This is a genomic window from Carboxylicivirga litoralis, from assembly GCF_025499605.1.
GTDB classification, from domain to species: domain Bacteria; phylum Bacteroidota; class Bacteroidia; order Bacteroidales; family Marinilabiliaceae; genus Carboxylicivirga; species Carboxylicivirga litoralis.
Genome location: NZ_JAFMVC010000083.1, coordinates 1 through 1,974, shown reverse-complemented (window position 1 = coordinate 1,974; position 1,974 = coordinate 1). Strand labels below are relative to the sequence as shown.

4 protein-coding genes are annotated in these 1,974 nt (G+C 31.3%); all 4 read right to left on the bottom strand.

The features are described from left to right. Positions 1-293 (bottom strand): ATP-binding protein (locus J1N10_RS20765; protein WP_262328648.1); only part of this gene is annotated, 293 nt, incomplete at its 3' end. Next, positions 293-1,498 (bottom strand): DNA cytosine methyltransferase, encoded by a 1,206-nt coding sequence (locus J1N10_RS20760; protein ID WP_262328647.1) that lies wholly within the window; start codon positions 1,496-1,498, stop codon positions 293-295. The genes J1N10_RS20760 and J1N10_RS20765, both read right to left, overlap by 1 nt. Continuing rightward, positions 1,499-1,705: a helix-turn-helix transcriptional regulator gene (locus tag J1N10_RS20755; protein WP_262328649.1), complete on the bottom strand. Its 207-nt coding sequence runs from the start codon at positions 1,703-1,705 to the stop codon at positions 1,499-1,501. 39 nt (positions 1,706-1,744) lie between these two features. After that, on the bottom strand, positions 1,745-1,974 hold a 230-nt coding region (locus J1N10_RS20750; protein WP_262328646.1), incomplete at its 5' end, for a hypothetical protein.

Sequence of the window (1,974 nt, the reverse complement as noted above, 5' to 3'; positions counted from 1 at the left end):
TCTCGGTAATCGTAACTATCTTCTTCTGTTCCCTCTTTTTTAGCTGAATATGCGACAAAAAGCCATTTATTAATTAAATCATCATAATTCATTCCTTTGCCGTTATCTTTTATTATGATTTTGGCATTATCTGAATAAATGTTTTCGAACGTTATTTCAACTTTTGTTGCGTGAGCATCATATGAATTTTTTACTAATTCAAAAACCGCAATAAAGTCATCACTAATTAAATCACTTCCTATGATGTTCTTTAATGCTGAACTAATTTTAAATTGTAATGGTGTTTTCTGCATTAGGAAATAAGCTGTTTTAAAATTAATCCTGCTTGTTCACCAAATAGTGGTGGAATTGCATTACCAATTTGAGAGTATCTGGGAACTTCTTGAGTTCTTCTTTTACCTCCTGTTGTATATTTTCCCTTAAACTCATATGTATCAGGAAAAGACTGTATTCTTGCATATTCACGTACAGTCATAATCCTAGGTTCACAGTAGTGGATATAGTCGTCAGGTAATGTAGTTATAGTTGGCGTTGGTTTATCTGCTTCCAGAATTTTTGTGCTACTTTTTTTAAGTTGAAACCTTTCTCTGTAAGTAGAACTTGTTAGATTTTCATCTAACGCAATTTTAAATCTAGTCTTTATTGTTTCTGTATGTTTTGCAAATCGATGACTATCAACTCTGCTATTTTTTCTTTTGTATTTTCGAATATATTTCTGATAATTTGATGTAGCTTCTCCATAAACTCCTTCTTTAAAGTTTTGTGTTTCAGAATCAATAACTCCATTAGATTCAAGCAAGTCTGAAATCGCATTTTCTAAAGTAGGGTTTAGGGTAAGGTTCTTACTGACTAAAAAGGCTTCTTTATTATTTGCAATTCCCTCAAAGAAACTATCCTTATTTATAGATGGATTTTCTTTAATGAAATCATTTTGAATTCCTACTAAAATAAATCTTGTTCTTTTCTGAGGTATACCATATTTAGAAAAATCAATTAACTGACCTTTTACAGAATATCCTAGATTTTGAAGTTGCTCAACTACGTAAGTTGAGTAAGCTTTACCTTTTTTGTTATTGTTTTTAAATCCAAGTGTAAAACCTCTAACATTTTCAAAAAAAATCAATTTTGGTTTTACAAAGTCAATGAATTTTATGTAAGAATTTATTAAATCGTTCCTTGAATCATTCTCAACTCTCCTTCCAGCCATTGAAAAACCTTGGCAAGGTGGCCCCCCTGCAACTAAGTCTATTTTTCCTCTCAGCTGAATTAAGTCATTAGAATTATTTTCTAAAATTTCATTTATGTCGTGGTGTTTCTGTTCTAACCAATTAGGCCAATCAAAATGTTTTTTCCTTTTGATTAAATTATATTCAAGAGTTTTAAAAGCATCTTCGCTTTTTTCAATTGCAAATGCTCCTTTCCAACCTGCATTATGAAGTCCAAGTGAAAGTCCTCCACAACCCGAAAACAAATCGATATATGTTTTAGAATCTTTCATTTAAGCTTTTTCTTTAGTAGAGTATAACAAATCTCGAATGTCAATATCTAATACATTTGCGATATTTAATAAATTTTCCAAAGAAGGTTGTCTAGCATTAGTACACCATTGAGATATAGTTGATTCATCTTTTCCAATTTGTTCAGCCAACCATTTGTTTTTCCTTCTTGTTTCAGCAAGAGCAACTTTAATCCTATTGATTTCCACTTTAGCCAATTTCTTTGTGTTTAACGCAAATATATTAACTTATTCGAAATTAAATTGACTTTGACTACGTTTATTTTCGGGTGGTGGTAAGGAAGTGAAAGCTCTTTTTATTTTGTAAGGTACGAGCAAAATAAAATGTGCTTGAACGTGTGGTGGCTCTTTTTTAGCTTGCTTACAACGGTGTTTGCATGATGCTGTGGCCAGCTTTAATGGTGGCCATGCATTATTGCATGTTGTTAGCCCTCGTATTTTATTCTTTTTATTTGAAA

Coding starts and splice junctions, on each gene's coding strand:
- J1N10_RS20760 (WP_262328647.1), bottom strand. CDS start 1,498: ATGAAAGATTCTAAAACATATATCGATTTGTTTTCGGGTTGTGGAGGA.